The organism is Capnocytophaga felis, assembly GCF_009684755.1.
GTDB lineage: Bacteria > Bacteroidota > Bacteroidia > Flavobacteriales > Flavobacteriaceae > Capnocytophaga > Capnocytophaga felis.
Genome location: NZ_BLBC01000012.1, coordinates 82,912 through 102,285, shown reverse-complemented (window position 1 = coordinate 102,285; position 19,374 = coordinate 82,912). Strand labels below are relative to the sequence as shown.

Below are 19,374 nucleotides of genomic sequence, written 5' to 3'. Positions count from 1 at the left end.
TGCAGACTTTCATCTGTCCTGATTGAGAAATTACTTGCACAAGACTTTCAATTCAACCCATTGACTTTAAAATAATTATGATTCAATGTAGTATTTTTGACGTACCTTTTAAAAGTAATTTATTGTTATTGAAGTATTTTAGAAGAGGCTATTTTTTTTGACTTTTTCCTTATTATGACGAACTTTGTCGGAGGATAAACCCATTAAATACAGAAGCGTATGAAATCAAAAACATTTCTTCTAATGCTTTCGTTTTGTTTTTCTCTACTTTCTTTGTTTGCTCAAAAACAGGTAGAAGTGAGCGGAGTAGTACGTGAGAAAGAAACGAATATGCCCATTTTAGGGGCTAATGTAGTGATTAAAGGTACCAGTATCGGAGTAACAACCGATTTCGAAGGAAATTATAGGCTACCAAATGTTCCAATTAACGGTGTTTTGGTGTTCAGTTATGTAGGGAGAGTTACGCAAGAAATCCCTATAAATGGGCGTTCTCAAATAGATGTTTTCCTTACCGAAGACACTCAAGAACTCACAGAGGTAATTGTTATTGGTTATGGAACTGCCCAAAAACGCGATTTAACAGGGTCAATAGTTAGTGTAAAAGCAGAAGAAATTGCTAACCGACCTTCAACCAACCCTTTGGCATCAGTACAGGGAAAAATAGCGGGCGTACAGGTCGTGAACACAGGACGTGCCGGACAAGACCCCGAAATCCGGATTCGTGGTACAAATTCCATTAACGGATATGCTCCACTTTATGTAGTAGATGGATTGTTTACCGATAATATCAATTACCTTAACCCTTCTGACATTGAGTCTATGGAAGTTTTAAAGGACCCTTCTTCTCTGGCTATTTTCGGGGTTCGTGGTGCCAACGGCGTCATAATCATCACAACCAAAAAAGCCAAAAAAGGACAAACCACGGTAAATATTAATTCATCATTAGGCTTAAAGACAATCAATGACCGAATAGAAATGGCAAATGGTTCTCAGTTTAGAGAATTATACGCTGAACAACTAATTAACCAAAAAGCGGCTGCATTTGATTTTTCACGTTGGGCAGCAGATACAAACTGGCAAGATGAGATTTTTCAGCAAGCTTGGATTTCAAATCAGAATTTTAGCGTTTCAGGTTCAAGTGAACGAAACAGATTCTATTTAGGTGCTGGTTACTTGAAAGAAGAAGGGTCTATCAAGCACGAAAAACTCTCACGTATTACGCTCAATCTCAATAGCGAATATAATCTCACTAATTTCCTTAGAGTAGGTTTTCAAATCAATGGTGCAAGAACTCTACCTGCAGATGCTAAAGGTGTTTCCGAAGCCTTAAGAGCCGCCCCAATTGCTCCCGTATCTGATGCTTCGAGCGGACTTCTACACACACTTCCTGATTTTCAAAGAGCTCAAGTATGGAATCCACTTATTGAGGTTGAAACAAAAGCCAATCATACCAAAGCTACGAATCATCGGATTGCCGGAAATGTATATGGTGAAGTGGATTTTCTAAAAGATTTTTCATTCAAAACTACTTTTTCAATGGATTATCGAGTTGGTGAAAGTCGTTCTTTTAGCCCAATTATTTGGGTTTATAATCCGGATATTTTAGGAAAAGAGCGAATTTCGGATTATGAATCAATTTCGCAATCCAAAGCAACTACAACAACCGCTCAATCGGATTATATTTTATCTTACAAAAAGCAGATAGAAAAGCATAATCTGACAGCAATTACCGGAATTACAACCAATTATATTGAACACTCTTCTATTTCAGGAAGCCGAAGCCAACACTTTAACGACATCATTTTCTCCATTCCTGATAATGATGACAAATGGTGGCTTTCTTCCATTGATAAAACCCGTTCAGAAAATGGTTCTTCTCAGTTTAAACGCTTTACGATGTCCTACTTATTCCGAGTTTTGTACAGTTATGACAATCGCTACTTATTGAATGCCTCTTTCCGCCGTGATGGAGCTTCCGTATTCCGAAAATCAGGTAACACGTGGGATAATTTTTATTCTTTCGGAGCCGGTTGGGTAGTAAGTCAAGAAAATTTTATGCAAAATCAAAATCTTATTGATTATCTGAAGATTAAAGGCTCTTGGGGAATATTAGGAAGCCAAAATACGGGCGGATACAATTATCCTACTTATCCTCTGCTGATTAATTCCGGAAGTGCCGTTTTTGGTGACCGAGTTATCACGGGATATGCTCCAAAATATCTTGTTCAAAATTTGGGTTGGGAGAAAACTCACGCTTGGGAAGCCGGCTTGGAAATACGTATGTTTAAAAATAGACTTACATTAGAACCAACATATTACAACAAAAACACAAAAGATTTAATTGTACTTCTGTCAGGAATTGCAGGAGCCAATAACGCATTGGAAAACTTGGGTGAAATACGAAATAAGGGTTGGGAATTTTCTGTAACTTGGGCTGACCAAAAGAAAAATTCGGATTTCAATTATTCTATTTCAGGAAATTTCACAACGATTGATAATAAGGTACTGTCATTAGGAAGAGGTCCCGATGATGCTATTTACGCTGGAAGCGGCGATGTTTCCCGCTCTTTGGAAGGGCATCCTATCGGGCATTTCTTTGGATACAAAGTCATAGGCGTATATCAAAATTTTCAAGACATTGCCACTTCTCCTGCTAACAAACTTCAAACAGTTGCTCCCGGTGATTTAAAGTTTGCCGACACCAACAATGATGGCAAAATCACACCTGATGACCGTGAAATGATTGGAAATCCTACTCCTGATTTTACCTATGGATTCAATTTAAATGTAGGTTATAAAAATTTCGATTTCGGAATGGAATTTATGGGAGTTTATGGTAATGAAATATACAGAGGTTGGGGAGAAGTCGGTTATGCTACTTTGAACTATATGAGCAAAAGAATGAACAGATGGCGAGGCGAAGGCACCTCAAACTGGGAACCAATTATAGACCCTTCACGAGCTATTAACCGAATGAATTCCAGTTATTTCATTGAAGACGGAAGCTTTTTTAGAATTCGAAATATACAGTTAGGATACAGCCTTCCGAAAGAATATTCACAACAACTCAAACTTAAAAAATTCCGCATATATGCTAATATTCAAAATCTGAAAACTTGGCGTAAAAACACGGGTTACACACCGGAAATAGGCGGTTCAGCTTTGGCTTTCGGTATTGATACAGGAACCTATCCAATGCCGATGATTATGACTTACGGAATCAACATAACTTTCTAAAAATTAAAAAGATGAAAAAATATATCTTACCCATAGCAACATTGCTCATATCAATTTCACTTTCAATCAATTGTTCCGGATTATTAGACCAAGAACCTCAAGGTGAATGGATTGATGGAGACCAAAAGGCAGGTTCATACGAAGCCGATGTATTTACTATTTATGGAAAATTACGTGGATACAACCTCACGGCAGGCTTACCTCCTTTGGCTATACACGGATTTCGCTCAGAAGATGCCGAGAAAGGCTCAACGGCTTCCGATGGTGCTGAGCAAGCAAAAACATTCGATAATTTTGAATATGTAGCAACTAACGGAATGATTGCCGGTTATTATACTGCAAATTACGAAGTGATTCATCTGACAAATACTATAATTGACAAAATCAAAAAAGCCGACCAAAATACGCTCACTGACGGCGATAAAATAAATAAGGCTGAAGCTCATTTTTTCCGTGCTTTCGCCTATTTCAACTTGGTTCGTGCCTTTGGCGAAGTTCCTTTGATTGATTTCCCTGTGAAAAACGCAGAAGAAGCCAACAAACCGAAAGTACAAACATCAGAGATTTATAAACTGATTGATAAAGACTTAACAATAGCCGAGGAATTTTTACCCAAAAACTGGTCATCTATTTATGTCGGAAGACTTACTTGGGGGGCTGCTCGTGCACTCCACGCCAAAACTTATTTAATGCGAAACGATTGGCAAAATACTTTTACCGCAGCCTCTGATGTTATCAATTCTGGTCTGTACAATCTAAATACTCCTTACAATCAGATTTTTAGAGAAGAAGGGGAAAACAACAGTGGTTCCATCTTCGAGATTCAATGCACTGCCAATGCCACACATCCTGGCTCCAATGAAGTTGGAAGTCAATTTGCTCAAGTACAAGGAGTTCGAGGTGCTGGTGAATGGAATTTGGGTTGGGGATGGCATACTCCCACACAACTGTTGGCAGATGCTTTTGAAAAAGATGACCCAAGAAAGGACGAAACACTACTGTATTTCATCAAAACAGGAGAAGACCCAAACTCCATTCCTGCAAATACCCCATATAACGAAAAACCTATTGCAAATGCCGCGGTAGTAAACAAATATTACAACAAAAAAGTATATACAAATCCTACACTTCGAAATACATATACTCGTTTTGGACATTGGCATAATATCCGACTGATTCGCTATGCCGATGTGGTTCTTATGGCTGCTGAGGCGGCAAACGAATTGGGAAATTCGGCACAAGCACTTATCTATTTGGAGCAAGTAAGAGCCAGAGCCAGAGCGGAAAACAATTCCATACTTCCTGAGGTAACTACCACTAATCAGGTAGATTTACGTAACGCCATACGTCACGAACGCCGCGTGGAACTTGGTATGGAGTTTGACCGCTTTTACGATTTGGTGCGTTGGGGTATCGCTCAAGAAGTACTCCACGCCGCCGGAAAAACAAATTATCAGCCCAAACACGAATTTTTACCTCTCCCTCAAAAAGAGATAGACCGCTCTAACGGCGTATTAATCCAAAATCCGAATTATTAATCTTTAAACGTTAGACAAAATGAAAAAGCTCATATATTACATCGTCTTTATAATTGCCTTAACAACGCAATCTTGTTTTCAAGATTTGGAACAAAATCCCGACTTTAACTATCCACAACAACCACCGCCACCTGCGTATAGTCCTCAAAAGTTGGCATTAAGTTTTGAAGATGGAGTCAAAGACGGAAGTAACTACAAAATTCAAACAGAAACATTTGGAAAAGTTACTTTCGCTGACGGAAAAAAGGGAAAAGCCTATCAAGGAGCTGAAGATGCTTACATCTTGATAACACCAAATCCTGCCACTTATCCCGGTGATATAAGCGTTCGTGACACAATTGCCAATTTAGGAAGTTTCACGGTTGCTTTTTGGATGAAAGCTGAACAGCCCGAAGCAGCTACGGGTATCTTTTCGATTTCAAACACTAAAAAATTTTGGGGAAACTTGGATATTTTTATGGAAAAATCAACCGGAGATGAGGCTTTTTTCAAAATGCACCTTTACAACGGAAACACCGAAAAATGGGTAGGCAACGCAAAAATAGCAGGAGCCATAGGCAATTGGGTACACTTAGCTTTCCGGTATGATGCTAAAACCGAATCACTCAATATTTTCAAAAACGGAGAACTCGTCATAAATCAAAATTTTCCTGATTTTGGTAAAATCACATATAACAATATGGGACAATTAGTTATCGGAACTCTACAATTCCAAACCAAACCAAGTTTAACTTCTGCCACAGAAGCACAAAATTGGGCGAAAAATTACGTGGGGTTGTTAGATGAGTTTCTCTTTTATAACAAAGCCATATCTGATTCTGAAATTAAAAAAATAGTAACTGAAAAATAATTCATATGAAAATGTACATAATAATATTGTTTTTGATGATTATTCCGAAATCATTTTTTGCACAAAACGACCCTTATTCCAAAGGAGTGTTTATCAGTAAAACTAAAGACTCTTTGAAATACAGGCTTCTAAGTCCTGAAAAATTGGAACGAAATAAAAAATATCCGTTGGTGTTATTTCTGCACGGGGCAGGCGAACGAGGCACGGATAATGAAAGCCAACTTCGTCACGGAGGTACGCTTTTCTCAAATCCTGTAAATCGAGAAAAATTCCCTTCATTTGTTCTGTTTCCGCAGTGCCCTCCTGATTTTTATTGGCCAATCGATAAACGCCCCGCAGAAGGCTTCAAAAACCAAAATCCGTTTCAGAAAAATCCTCCGATTTCAACGCAACTCAAATTGGTTGAAGAGCTACTTACCGATTTCATCAAGAAAAACCCCGTAGATGAAAGTCAAATTTACATTATGGGACTTTCAATGGGCGGTATGGGAACGCTTGATTTTGTCTGTCGTCATCCAAATCGATTTGCAGCAGCGATAGCTATTTGTGGTGCCGTAAATACCGACAGACTTCGAGAATTTAAAGGAAAAACTCGTATTCGAATCTATCACGGAGACCTTGATTCTGTAGTTTCTGTTAATTTTTCACGTGAAGCATACAAAGCTCTAAAAGACGCCGGAAAAGAGGTTGAGTACATCGAGTTTTATGGCACAGACCATAACAGTTGGCATCCCGCCTTCAACACTCCTGATTTTTTACTTTGGCTATACCAGAATAAAAAATAATCTTTCCAAAAAAAGAACATTTTATAAATGATTAATATAGAATGCTTATGAATTCTCAAAGATATACAATACTTATAGGACTTCTGTTATTGGGCTTTATAGGATGTAATCACAAAAAGAAAAATACTCCTGAGCCAATTGAAACACCCAAAAACGAAACTAACAGACCGATGGAATTCGCCTCAGACAGTGACTTTCTTGATTTCATTCAGAAAACACACTTCAACTATATGTGGGAAGGAGCTGAGGAAAATTCGGGCTTGGCGTGCGAACGTATTCACATTGACGGTAATTACCCAACAAACGACCAACATATTATTACTACGGGAGGAAGTGGTTTCGGGATAGCCGGAATTTTGGTAGGCATCGAAAGAGGCTTTATTACACGGGAACAAGCTGTGGAACGCTTGCTTAAAATCGTCTCCTTTTTAGAAAAAGCCGATCGTTATCACGGAATTTGGTCACATTGGATTGACGGAAAAACAGGAAAAACCAAACCTTTCGGAACCAAAGACAATGGAGGCGACATAGTAGAAAGTGCCTTTCTGATGCAAGGGCTACTTTGTGCTCGGCAATATTTCAAAAATGGCAACAGTACAGAAAAACAACTTGCTAATCGCATCGATACACTTTGGAAAGAAATGAACTGGACGTGGTACTTGAATAATAAAGATGTTCTTTATTGGCACTGGAGTCCTGAGTATGATTGGCAAATAAATTTTCCTCTGGAAGGTTATAATGAATGTCTGATAACGTACATTTTAGCGGCTTCCTCTCCTACACACACCATTCCCGCATCGGCGTATCACAACGGTTGGGCTCGTGCCGGAGGCATAAAAACCGACAAAAAAGCCTACAACCTACCACTAATACTCAAACACAACGGAGCTGAATCCTACGGAGGACCGCTTTTTTGGGCTCATTATTCCTACATTGGGCTAAATCCAAAGGGATTGACCGACAAATATGCCGACTATTGGCAACTAAACCGAAATCACACTTTGATAAACTATAATTATTGCGTCGAGAATCCGAATAAATTTAAAGGCTATGGAAAAAACTGCTGGGGACTTACTGCCAGCTATTCAATAAACGGATACTCCGCTCATCATCCGGTAGTTAATGATAAAGCAGTAATTACGCCTACTGCGGCACTTTCCAGTTTTCCGTACACTCCCGAAGAATCTATGGAGGCATTAAAACATTTCTACTTTAATTTAGGAGATAAAATCTGGGGAAAATACGGCTTTTACGATGCTTTTAGTGAACAACACAATTGGTTTCCTAATCGGTATTTAGCCATTGACCAGCTTACCATTGCCCCAATGATTGAAAATCATCGCACGGGACTTTTATGGAGGTTATTTATGAGCTGTCCTGAAGTACAAGAAGGATTAAAGAAACTGGGATTCAACGTTTCATCAATATAATTTTTCATATCTTTGTTTCTCGTATGTCTTTCATTAAAAAAACACAAATAGTTATGGCAAAACTAAAATTCATAAACATTCTCATCTTAACTGTAATATTAGTTAATTGTAGTACAGATTCATCATCGCCAAAGTCAGGCTGGAAAAGCTTCAGTGGAGACAAAAATATTGAGCATAAGGTTGATTCTGTGCTAAGTTTGATGACTTTGGAAGAAAAAATCGGGCAAATGTCACAATTTTCGGCTAATTGGTCGGTAACAGGTCCCGTGATGCCTGATGATTTTCAACCGTATTTGGAAAAAGGGCTGGTTGGAAGTATTTTCAATGCCGTTACAATTGATGGCATTCGGAAAATGCAAGAAATTGCTGTTGAAAAAACTCGTTTGGGAATCCCCATCTTGTTCGCTTATGACGTTATTCACGGATATAAAACCATTTTTCCAATGCCGATGGGCGAAGCCTGTTCTTGGAATCTGGAATTAATAAAACGAACTGCACAAATTGCAGCCGAAGAAGCCGCAGCCGATGGTCTGCATTGGACTTTTGCTCCGATGGTCGATATTAGTCGCGATCCTCGTTGGGGACGCGTAATGGAGGGTGCCGGTGAAGACCCTTTCTTAGGCAGTGCCATCGCCAAGGCCCGAGTTGAAGGATTTCAAGGCGGAACCGATTGGCGTTCACTGAAAGAAACAAATACCGTATTGGCGTGTGCAAAACATTTTGCCGCTTATGGTGCCGCCGAGTCAGGGCGAGATTACAACACTGCCGAACTTTCCGAACACACACTACGCAACGTCTATCTTCCTCCATATGAAGCAGCCAAAGAGGCGAATGTGGCAACCTATATGGCTTCATTCAATGATATGAACGGCGTGCCGGCAACAGCCAGCAAATGGCTGATGACCGACATATTACGCAAAGAATGGGATTTCAGAGGCTTTGTAGTTTCCGATTACACGGGGATTAATGAACTCGTTCCGCACGGTGTTGCCGAAGACGACAAACACGCAGCTCAATTAGCCGTAAATGCAGGCGTTGAAATGGATATGACGGGCTCCACGTACATCAAATATCTCAAAGAATTGGTAGAAGAAGGAAAGGTTTCTGAAAAAACTATTGATAATGCCGCTCGCAGGATTCTGGAAATGAAATTTTTGCTCGGATTATTTGATGACCCGTACCGATATTTAGATGAAAATCGTTCCAAAGCTACCATCCAGAAGCCTGAATTTATGAAAACTGCACGAAAAGCAGTATCCGAGTCAGCGGTGCTTTTGAAAAATAACAACAATTTGCTCCCCATCAGAAAGGATTCTCCAAAAAAAGTAGCTCTCATCGGGGCAATGATGAAGGATTCCATCAATCTTAACGGAGAATGGCAAGGTAGAGGCGACCGTAATCAATCCGTCTCTCTTTTTAAAGGTCTTCAGGAAGTCTATCAGAATAGTGCCGTGCAATTTTCGTATGCACAAGGTTGTACGCTTAATGAAATTTCCTCAAAAAGTATTAACGAAGCAGTTGCCGTTGCTAAAAATTCGGACTTAATTTTAGTAGCCTTAGGAGAAGATTTCAATTGGTCGGGCGAAGCTGCTTGTCTGACTGACATTCGTTTGCACGCCGCGCAACGCGAGCTGCTTCAGGCTTTAAAAAATACGGGAAAACCGATTGCATTGGTATTGTTCAGTGGTCGTCCGTTGGATTTGAGCTGGGAAAATGAAAACATCGATGCCATTCTGCAGGCTTGGTTTCCCGGCACACAGGCAGGAAGAGGGATTGCCGATGTTTTGGCAGGCGATTACAATCCGTCGGGACGTTTGGTAATGTCTTTCCCTCGAAATGTGGGGCAAATTCCCGTCTATTATAATCAAAAAAATACAGGGCGACCCGTAAATTTTGATAATCCGCAAGGAGATTACCGCTCCAAGTATGAGGACTCTCCCATTACACCTCTGTATCCGTTCGGTTATGGGTTAAGTTACACTACTTTTTCCATTTCCGATGTAAAATTAGACAAAACCGTTATGGAGCGTGGCGGAAAAATCACGATAACAGCCAAAATCACCAACACAGGAAACGTTGACGGCGAATTGGTTACGCAGCTATACATTCGGGATTTGGTAGCCAGCGTAACGCGTCCGGTAAAAGAGCTGAAAGGCTTTCAGAAAACCGCTCTGAAAGCAGGAGAATCCAAACAAATTCAGTTCAGCCTTACTGAAAAAGATTTGGCGTTTTTCGATATTACGATGGAACGAAAAGCCGAAGCAGGGAAATTTAAGCTGTGGGTAGCTCAACACGCTGCCGACAATACCAACGAGCTGGAGTTTGAACTGAAATAAATACTTTTCGTTCTCTCCTTTAATATTTCTATCTTTGCCCAAAAAAGAAATTCGATGAATCGTTCAAAAATTGTTCTAATTACGGGAGCTACTTCGGGGATTGGGAAAGAAACAGCCTTGTTGCTCACAGAAAAAGGCTTCACTGTTTACGGTACAGCCCGAAACATTGAAGGCAAAAAACTGCCCTTTAAGTTGCTCGCAATGGACGTACGCAACCAAGAGAGCATCTCGCAAGCCGTGAAAACCATTCTCGCAGAAGCCGGAAAGATAGACATCCTTATCAACAATGCCGGCGTGGGCATTACCGGAGCCGTTGAGGAAATTCCTATGGAAGAACTCCAAAATGTGTTCGCCACAAATTTTTACGGAGCCATCGCCCTGATGCAAGCCATTTTACCATCGATGCGGGAACAAAAAAGCGGACGCATCATCAATGTTACCTCCATTGCGGGATATATGGGGCTGCCGTTTCGGGGAGCTTATTCCGCCAGTAAAGGTGCCTTAATGCTCATATCCGAAGCCCTGCGTATGGAAGTCAAAAACTTTGGGATTGAAGTAACTACAGTAGCTCCGGGTGATTACGCCACCGACATCGCTTCACGCAGATACCACGCTCCCGTGAAGGAAAATTCAGCGTATGCGGAAATCTACCAAAAGTCATTGGATTTGATGAACCAGCACGTGGATTCAGGAGGCAATCCGATAGAAATGGCTGAAAAAATCTTTCAAATCATATGCACAAAACATCCCGACGTGCATTACAAACAGGGAAGTTTCTTACAGAAATTCTCCATCGTTCTAAAGCGTATCTTACCGAGCAAAACGTACGAAAAAATGCTGATGAATCACTATAAAATGTAAGCTCCTTTTTAAAGATTTTCGGCAAAATTTACCAATAATGCTTGTCTTAAAGGTCGATAATTCATTCAAAATAATATGAACTTATCGACTTTTTTTGTACATTTACCCCAGATTAGTACTTTATTTTCACAAAAAGAAGCAAATATTTCAGATAACAGCTCCAACCAGTGGCGGTTGAAGGTGTTGCTCGTGAAAAACAGACTAAACCTGCAGTCGATAGAAGTGTTTTTTGCAGACAACAGGCAAAAACGGCACCTAAAGACGCTGTTGTTCGCAATCAACAGTAAGAACCGGCATCGGTTGGAGCTGTTGCTCGTAAAAAACAGAGTATTTTCAGCTTAAATTGAAATAATCCGTCAGAAAATAACAAGAAACAAGTACATAACCTTACAAAAACTTGTAAATTTTGTCAGTTTTCGGCATAGAATATAAGAAAACATCTTAAAAAAAGAATATAAATTTTAATTCACAATTAATATGATTAGAAATTTTAATTTGGGAAGAATCCCACAGATGGCATTCTTGGCACATATGACCAACGTCAAGAATCATTTAGCGAAAGAAGATGCAACTTCATTAGGCTTGGAAGCAGTTCAAGCTGAATTTGTTACCGATTTAGAAGCTTTTGAAGAAGCTCTCAAACCTTTGCAAAAAAGTTTGCTTACTGAAAAAATTGAAGAAGCCGACAATCAACGCGACAAGATTTTAGTGAACTTCACACAACATTGCCGCACGTTCGTTTTCTTCCCCGAAGCTGAAAAATCGAATTCTGCAAAGGAATTATTAGCTGAAATTGATAAGTTTGGCAAATCTCCGCAAGACAAACCTCGTGCCGAGCAAACTGCCATTATCAACTCACTTCTCAAAGACCTTGATACGCCTACGCACAAACAAAACTTAAGCAACATTGGGGCTGACGGCTGGGTGAAATATCTTGCCCAAACGAACACGGAGTTTGAAAAGCTCTACAACGAACGCACGTATGAAACTTCTGGCACCGAACCAGGGCTGGCTAAGAAATTACGTGTAAAAACGTACGATAGCTTTAAAAAATTAGTGCAGTACATCAATGCTTTGGCGACTATCAATGGGATAGAAAAGTACAAGAACTTAATCGACAATATTAACAAAGAAATTGAACAAGTAAGGTAAGCTCTGTTTTACATTTTCAGGAAGCAGATTTTAACTTTTTGTGTATGAATATTTCAAAACCGACTTGTATTTTTCTCAACAAAAGGAATATATTTGCAGAACTATTCATCATTTAAATAGAAATTTTAAAAATTTTTAAGTATCCATATAAGTGAGTACATTGGCTGAGCGAAGTTACATCTCCCTGAAAAGAGATTTTACCTTCGCTTGGCAATGCACTCAAAGTAACATTACCTAATATACTAATTCATTATGAAATTTTTTATTGATACAGCTAATTTAAGTCAAATCCGTGAAGCACAGGATTTAGGCATTTTGGACGGCGTTACTACGAATCCGTCGCTTATGGCAAAAGAAGGAATCACCGGCACGAACAACATTCTCAAACATTATGTTGATATTTGTAACATTGTGGACGGAGATGTCTCTGCCGAAGTAATCGCCACAGATTTTGAAGGCATTATAAAAGAAGGAGAAATGCTGGCATCATTGCACGAGCAAATTGTAGTAAAAGTTCCGATGATAAAAGACGGCATAAAAGCCATTAAATATTTTTCGGATAAAGGCATACGAACTAACTGTACGCTTGTATTTTCTGCCGGACAAGCTCTATTGGCAGCCAAAGCCGGAGCTACGTACGTTTCGCCTTTCATCGGAAGATTGGACGACATTTCAACCGATGGATTAAATCTCATTGAGGACATCCGATTGATTTATGACAATTATAGTTTTGAAACAGAAATCTTGGCTGCCTCTGTCCGCCATACGATGCACATTATGCACTGTGCCAAAATCGGAGCAGACGTGGTTACCGCACCTCTTTCGGCTATCTTGGGCTTATTAAAACATCCGCTAACTGACAGTGGTTTAGCACAATTTTTAGCAGATTACAAAAAAGGAAATTAACTAACAATGAACAATTTTATAAAGAATAACTTCTTAAAATTGTTGATTAAATTATAAATTAATTGTAAATTGTTCATTATTAACTGAAAAATATGAATTGGGAAACAGTAAAAGAATACGAAGATATCACTTATAAAAAATGTAACGGCGTAGCTCGCATTGCCTTTAACCGCCCCGAAGTGCGTAATGCCTTCCGCCCGAAAACCACATCGGAACTTTATGATGCTTTCTATCACGTGTATGAAGATGCAAGTATCGGGGTTGTAATTCTCACAGGCGAAGGTCCCAGCCCAAAGGACGGCGGACACGCTTTTTGCAGCGGTGGCGACCAAAAAGCACGCGGGCATCAAGGCTATGTGGGCGAAGACGGCAGACATCGGCTAAATATCCTTGAAGTACAACGACTTATCCGTTTTATGCCCAAAGTGGTCATTGCTGCCGTAAACGGTTGGGCAGTAGGTGGCGGACACTCGCTTCACGTGGTGTGCGACCTTACTCTGGCAAGCAAAGAACACGCCATTTTCAAACAAACCGATGCCGATGTTACCAGCTTTGATGGCGGTTACGGTTCGGCATATTTGGCAAAAATGGTAGGACAAAAAAAGGCACGCGAGATATTCTTCTTAGGCAGAAATTATACCGCTCAGGAGGCTTTCGATATGGGAATGGTCAACGAGGTAGTGCCTCACGCTGAGCTTGAAGCGACTGCCTACCAGTGGGCACAGGAAATCCTTGCCAAATCCCCGACCTCTATCCGTATGCTCAAATTTGCTATGAACCTCACCGACGACGGAATGGTAGGGCAACAAGTTTTCGCCGGAGAAGCCACCCGCCTTGCCTATATGACCGACGAAGCCAAAGAAGGACGCAATGCCTTCCTCGAAAAACGAAAACCTGACTTTGGGGAGAATCAGTGGATTAGTTAATGTATAGTAAGTATGATAAAACTAACTGAAAAACAAAAAGGAAGATTAAGAATTTTAGAACCAAAACTCAATAAAGCTATTGACTCAAAACAATTTGAAGAAGCAAAAAAAATAGTTTTAGACCTTCAATATCTTTTAAGACCATCAGGGCATTTTGTAAGGCTAATACAATCAAAAAATAAGCTTTATGAATTAGCAATAGAGCAGAGTAAATATGATGTAGCTTTGCAAGGGTTATTAGCTAATCAAAAGGTATTGAATAACAATACGCGTATTTATCTTGAAACAATATCTTTGATTGCCATTTGTTATTTAAGAATGAGAGATATAATTAATGCAAAGATATATATAAAAGAAGTTCTTGAAAATGATACTGTAATCAAAACACAAAGAACAAGAAGTATATTTCATTCAGAAATTATCAATAGATTTAATGAAGAAGTGGCTCTTGTAACATTAATAAACTCAGGTACAGATGATATAAATGAAGAAGAGATAGAAAAAGAAGTTATAAGGATAATTCAAACATTATCTGATGATGAAATTTTTGCAAGTATGGGAGAAAAAACTCCTAATTCAACAAAGGATTTGATATATCTAATACACGACTATTCATTAAAACAACTACCATATAAAGAGAAATTATCATTACCAAGTCCTGAGCAAAAAATTAAAGATAAAGAAGTTGGAATAACTATTTTTGAATCTGTTAAAAGGGTTATATATAATTCCTTATGTAGCCAAGAGAGTGAAATCTATAAAATCTGGTATACGAATGGAATGAGTGTCGTTTTGGGTAAAAAGTATATTATCAGTACAGTAGTATCAATTTTAATGAATATGGGAATAGGCATTAAAATGCTTATAGCTTCTATTATAGCATTAATTACCAAGTTTGGCATTGAGGTTTATTGTGAAAAATACAAACCCATTTATGTATCAGAAATTAGAAATAAATAAATTAACATTTTCTTTATGAGTAAAAAGTCAATTCTTGATATGTCAGCTATTGAGGCTAAAGATTTTTTTTTAGAACAAAAAACTTATTGTAATATCAATTTACCTGAATATTTTAATTTTTCTAATATATTGAAAAAATTGGATGAAAAATGCAATGAATATTCAAATATTAGTGATTTGTATAATTTTACAAAACTCAAAGAGAGTGAAAATGTAAATTATACTTTGTATGCCAATAAAGATGGAAATTTATCTTGGCGTCCTTTACAGATTATACATCCCTTTGTTTATTTGGTTATAGTAAGAGAAATAACTGAAAATGGAAATTGGAACAAACTTTTGGAAAGATTTCGAAAGTTTCAAGAAAATTCTAAAATTAAGTGTTTGAGTATTCCTGTAAAGTCAGAGACTCATCAATCAGATCAAGCAGAACAAATTTTACAATGGTGGGAAGGAGTAGAGCAAGAATCTATAAATCTATCATTGGAATACGAATATATGTTTGATACAGATATTGCTGATTGTTATGGTTCAATTTATACTCACTCTATAGCTTGGGCTGTTGAAACAAAAGAAGTTGCTAAACAACAAAAAAATACTAAATCATTATTAGGAAATAAGATAGATTCCTGTATCCAAATGGCTCAATATGGTCAAACCAATGGAATACCACAAGGGTCTGTTCTTATGGATTTTATAGCTGAGATAGTTCTGGGGTATGTAGATGAGCTATTATTAGAGAAGATTAAAGATATAAACGATTATCAGATTTTAAGATATAGAGATGATTACAGAATATTCGTAAATGATCCCAATGTAGGAAAAACTATATTGAAGTCATTATCCGAAATTCTAATTCCATTTGGTTTAAAGTTAAATTCATCAAAAACAAAAGAGACTGAAAATGTTATTGTGAATTCTGTAAAGAAAGACAAATTGGAATGGTTGAAGTTTGAATGGTTAAATCTGAAAGTGTTAAAACTACAATGTAATAAGGATGAAGTATTAGATTTTAGAATCAAAGAGACTTTTCATAATTCTCAAAAAAAGATGTTATTAATTTATCAGCATAGTTTAGAATATCCTAATTCTGGTAGTATTGTAAAAGCATTATCTGAGTTTAATAAGCAAATAGACGATAATGAAAGTTCAATTCAAATCATATGTATATTAGTAGATTTGATGAAGCGAAATCCTAAAACAATACCTATTAGTTGCTCTATTATAAGCAAGATTTTAAAGAATATTAAAAATCCATTAAAATTAGAAATATCCACTAAAATTCATAAAAAGCTAAAGAACTCTCCTAACTCTGAACTTGCACAAATTTGGCTACAGAGAATGTTGAAAGATAGTTTACAACATTTTGAATTTGATGACAAATTATGCAAAATAGTGAAACAAGATGTAGATATAGAATTATGGAATAATGAATGGTTAGATAAAAATAGCAAGATAAAAACTATATTAAAAACGAATAGCATTTTTGACAAATCAGTCTTCGATAAAATGAGTGAAGAGATAGATAATCGTGAGGTCGATATTTTTTACAATAATTATTTTTTAGGGAATTAGCAACTTATTTAATTAGATTACAACTAACAAGTTAAATATATCTATCAATAAAATGAGTCATTAACATAAAAAATAATATATCAATGTGGTAAAACGCTTCATCAACTCACATAAATCAATTAGCAAACTTGACATATGATTTTCTTGTGATGATTATCCGTTCTTATAAACCTACTAAACCAAAGGAGGACGTAACGTTTTCCTCGAAAAGAAATGGATATCATAGGTTAAAAGTAAAAAAGCGAAAAGAAATTTCTTTTCGCTTTTTTACTTTTTATTTTGCTTCTTTGTATAATTCCGCTACTCTATTCCAATCAATTACGTTAAAGAAATTGGCTACATAATCACCGCGTTTATTTTGATATTTCAAATAATAGGCGTGTTCCCAAACGTCCATTCCTAAAATGGGTTGTCCTGAAATTTCCATACCCGGCATTAATGGATTATCCTGATTAGCTGTGCTTCCTACTTGCAATTTGCCATCTTTTACCACCAACCAAGCCCATCCGGAACCGAAACGTTTTGCACCAGCTTCTGAAAATAACTTTTTAAAATTTTCAAAACTACCAAAATCACGATTGATGGCTTCGGCTAAAGCTCCCGTTGGTTGTCCGCCCCCATTGGGTGAAATGACATCGAAATACATATTGTGATTGTAATATCCTCCCGCATTATTTCTCAGCGTAGCGTTACTCATATCCAAGCCTTTAAGTACTTGCTCGATAGATTGTCCTGCTTGAGGTTTTCCTTCTACAGCTTTGTTTAAATTGTTAAGGTATCCCACATAGTGTTTTGAAAAGTGAACAAACATAGTTTGTGCATCAATGTAGGAATCTACCGCATTGTAATCGTATTTCAGCGGAATTAATTTAAAAGCTCCGTCATTGGCTTTTACATCGCTTGGCTTACCGTAATCTGCTGTTTTAGAACACGATTTCGCACAAGATTCTTTTTTTGAACAGCTCTTTTCTTTCTTTTTAACCTGAGCATAAAGCTCTCCTGATGAAAACACAACACCTGAGAGAAGTAGTGCTGCCATAGGAATAAATTTTCTTAGTTTCATATAATATTTAATTTTTCCCCAAAGGTAATCAAAAACGTAAAGCAGCAATTTTTTTTAACAATTTTTATTTTGCAAACTCATTTCCTGCCTTGTATTTTCTCCATTTTTCAATACATTGAACCATATCTTCAGGTAGTTCAGAATCAAAACGTAAAAACTGACCTGTTACAGGATGTTCAAAACCTAATGTTTTGGCGTGCAGAGCTTGTCGCGGCAACACTTCAAAACAATTTTCGACAAACTGCTTGTACTTTGTAAAAGTTGTGCCTTTTAATATTTTATTGCCCCCATAACGTTCATCGTTAAAAAGCGTATGCCCAATGTGCTTCATATGCACACGTATTTGATGCGTACGTCCTGTTTCCAACTTACACGAAATCAGCGTTACATACCCGAATCTTTCCAATACTTTGTAGTGTGTTATGGCTTCCTTTCCGTGGCTTCCGTCAGGGAAAACATCCATTTGAAGGCGGTCTTTCAAATGCCTCCCAATGTGTCCTTCCACCGTTCCTTCATCTTGCTGTACATCTCCCCATACTAATGCAACATATTCTCGCTCAGAAGTTTTTAAGAAAAACTGTTGAGATAAATGAAGCATCGCTTCTTCGGTTTTGGCAATTACTAACAGTCCGCTGGTGTCCTTATCTATACGATGTACCAATCCGGGGCGATTGCTACTGTTATTAGGCAGATTTTCAAAGTGATATATCAGAGCATTGATGAGTGTGCCGCTGTAATTTCCGTGTCCGGGATGCACCACCATTCCTGCCGGTTTATTAACTACCAATAATTGGTCATCTTCATAAACGATATCAATAGGAATATTTTCAGGAGTTAATAAATACTCGTGCGGCGGATGGGCGAACATTACCTTTACTTCATCGTTAGCTTTTACGCGATGGTTTGACTTTACCGCAACTCCGTTCACGAATATGTTTCCTTGCTTTGCCGCTTGTTGCACTTTGTTTCGAGTAGCATTCTCTACAAAATTCATCAGGAATTTATCTACTCTGAGTGGTTCTTGTCCTTTTCCGGCTTTAAAACTGTAATGTTCGTAAAGTTCGTCTTCTTTTTCTAATTCTCCGTCGAATGTTTGCATTATTCTAAATCTTCAATTGGGATAACAACTTCATTGGCAGGAGGAATTGAATCCGAAATTCCCATATTTTCCAGCCCATTGCCACAAACCAAGTCAATTTTTGAGGTTTTCATCAGTTGCTCCCCCGGCTCGATTTTTTTACCTTTGTATGAAAGTTCAAGAACCATATCTTTCCCTATATCATCAACATACGTAATCTTCCCTACATCAAGCCCAACAGACTTCAAAGTAGCTTCAGCACTACGACGCGTAATCTGGATTACTTTCGGGACAGTTACTTTCCGGTAACCTGAAGGATTAATTGTCAGATAAATTTTTCTGTTTTCCTTCACGTGTTCGGTAGCTTCAGGACTTTGGCTAATTACCGAAAAAGCCGGAAATTTCGGGTCATAATTTGTTGAATCAAGAACCTCGTAACGCAAATTATTTTCTTTCAAAATAAATTCAACTTCGGTTAGTGTTTTCTTTGTTAAATCAGGAACCACTACGTATTCTCCGTGATTTGTCCATACTTTCAAGAATTTCAATACCAGAAATCCTAAAACCACAAGAGCCAAAACAGCCAAAGACAAATGGAAAAATACATTTTTTACCTTTGGATTTTTTACAATGTTTTTTAACATATAATCTAATTTTTTAGGCAGAAAATTGTTTTT

General features: G+C 37.9%; 15 protein-coding genes. 12 read left to right on the top strand and 3 right to left on the bottom strand.

The genetic code is table 11. The features are described from left to right. Positions 1-219: 219 nt before the first annotated feature. From GN105_RS09850 to GN105_RS09795, 12 genes are all read left to right on the top strand, one after another. Positions 220-3,237 (top strand): SusC/RagA family TonB-linked outer membrane protein, encoded by a 3,018-nt coding sequence (locus GN105_RS09850; protein WP_155285224.1) that lies wholly within the window; start codon positions 220-222, stop codon positions 3,235-3,237. Positions 3,238-3,239: 2 nt separating this feature from the next. Next, positions 3,240-4,775: a RagB/SusD family nutrient uptake outer membrane protein gene (locus GN105_RS09845; protein WP_155285223.1), complete on the top strand. Its 1,536-nt coding sequence runs from the start codon at positions 3,240-3,242 to the stop codon at positions 4,773-4,775. A 19-nt stretch (positions 4,776-4,794) separates the two neighbouring features. Next, positions 4,795-5,625, top strand: coding sequence for a LamG domain-containing protein (locus GN105_RS09840; protein WP_155285222.1), 831 nt, complete (start codon positions 4,795-4,797; stop codon positions 5,623-5,625). 11 nt (positions 5,626-5,636) lie between these two features. Beyond that, positions 5,637-6,410 carry a carboxylesterase family protein gene (locus GN105_RS09835; RefSeq protein ID WP_227977402.1) on the top strand — a complete coding sequence of 258 codons (774 nt, stop codon included), beginning with the start codon at positions 5,637-5,639 and terminating at the stop codon, positions 6,408-6,410. Positions 6,411-6,457: 47 nt separating this feature from the next. Beyond that, positions 6,458-7,840, top strand: coding sequence for a glucoamylase family protein (locus GN105_RS09830; protein ID WP_155285221.1), 1,383 nt, complete (start codon positions 6,458-6,460; stop codon positions 7,838-7,840). Between the two features lie 53 nt (positions 7,841-7,893). After that, complete coding sequence (gene bglX, locus GN105_RS09825) at positions 7,894-10,176, top strand: beta-glucosidase BglX (protein ID WP_155285220.1); 2,283 nt, start codon at positions 7,894-7,896, stop codon at positions 10,174-10,176. 54 nt (positions 10,177-10,230) lie between these two features. Continuing rightward, on the top strand, positions 10,231-11,037 hold the full coding sequence (locus GN105_RS09820; protein ID WP_155285219.1) for an SDR family oxidoreductase: 807 nt from the start codon (positions 10,231-10,233) through the stop codon (positions 11,035-11,037). 477 nt (positions 11,038-11,514) lie between these two features. Next, the gene (locus GN105_RS09815; protein ID WP_155285218.1) at positions 11,515-12,189 is read left to right on the top strand and encodes a DUF6261 family protein; all 675 of its coding nucleotides are present in this window, start codon (positions 11,515-11,517) and stop codon (positions 12,187-12,189) included. 252 nt (positions 12,190-12,441) lie between these two features. Next, positions 12,442-13,095: a fructose-6-phosphate aldolase gene (fsa, locus tag GN105_RS09810; RefSeq protein WP_155285217.1), complete on the top strand. Its 654-nt coding sequence runs from the start codon at positions 12,442-12,444 to the stop codon at positions 13,093-13,095. 92 nt (positions 13,096-13,187) lie between these two features. Continuing rightward, positions 13,188-14,021: a 1,4-dihydroxy-2-naphthoyl-CoA synthase gene (locus GN105_RS09805; protein WP_155285216.1), complete on the top strand. Its 834-nt coding sequence runs from the start codon at positions 13,188-13,190 to the stop codon at positions 14,019-14,021. Positions 14,022-14,033: 12 nt separating this feature from the next. Then, a complete protein-coding gene (locus tag GN105_RS09800) occupies positions 14,034-14,981 on the top strand; it encodes a hypothetical protein (protein WP_155285215.1) in 948 nt (315 codons plus the stop codon). 15 nt (positions 14,982-14,996) lie between these two features. After that, entirely contained in the window at positions 14,997-16,556 is a 1,560-nt protein-coding gene (locus GN105_RS09795) for an RNA-directed DNA polymerase (RefSeq protein ID WP_155285214.1), read from the top strand. A gap of 274 nt (positions 16,557-16,830) precedes the next feature. Here the strand turns inward: GN105_RS09795 and GN105_RS09790 are convergent, their stop codons facing one another. The 3 genes from GN105_RS09790 to GN105_RS09780 form a co-directional block, all read right to left on the bottom strand. After that, a complete protein-coding gene (locus GN105_RS09790) occupies positions 16,831-17,619 on the bottom strand; it encodes a superoxide dismutase (protein WP_306452387.1) in 789 nt (262 codons plus the stop codon). 64 nt (positions 17,620-17,683) lie between these two features. Then, positions 17,684-18,718 (bottom strand): RluA family pseudouridine synthase, encoded by a 1,035-nt coding sequence (locus GN105_RS09785; protein WP_155285213.1) that lies wholly within the window; start codon positions 18,716-18,718, stop codon positions 17,684-17,686. Next, the gene (locus GN105_RS09780; protein WP_155285212.1) at positions 18,718-19,341 is read right to left on the bottom strand and encodes a PASTA domain-containing protein; all 624 of its coding nucleotides are present in this window, start codon (positions 19,339-19,341) and stop codon (positions 18,718-18,720) included. The genes GN105_RS09785 and GN105_RS09780 overlap by 1 nt, the downstream gene beginning before the upstream one ends. Between the last annotated feature and the right edge of the window lie 33 nt (positions 19,342-19,374).